At 61.9% G+C, this 247-nt stretch carries 1 protein-coding gene; it reads right to left on the reverse strand.

Going from position 1 to position 247, the window contains the following annotated elements:
• Nucleotides 1-247 (reverse strand): LptF/LptG family permease (locus ACYP03_RS27415; RefSeq protein WP_459782861.1); only part of this gene is annotated, 247 nt, incomplete at both ends.

Here is a 247-nt window from a genome sequence, read left to right on the forward strand (position 1 = left end):
CGCGCTGTACCGAAAACACATTACCGCCAGAGGTCCAGATCGCCCGTAATTCCCGCGCCGCTTTCTGCGCCTCCGGTGCTCCCCACTGCCCCAGCACCATCACCAGCAGCATCAGTGGTACCGCGGTTTTCAGTACCGACAGGCCAATGTCCAGCTTGGAAAAGCCTGCAGCCTGCATAACCACCAGCTCTGAGCTGGATGCCAGTGTCCCCAGACCGATCAGCGCCCCCAGCAACACCGCCATCGG

The organism is Photobacterium sp. R1, from assembly GCF_054600795.1.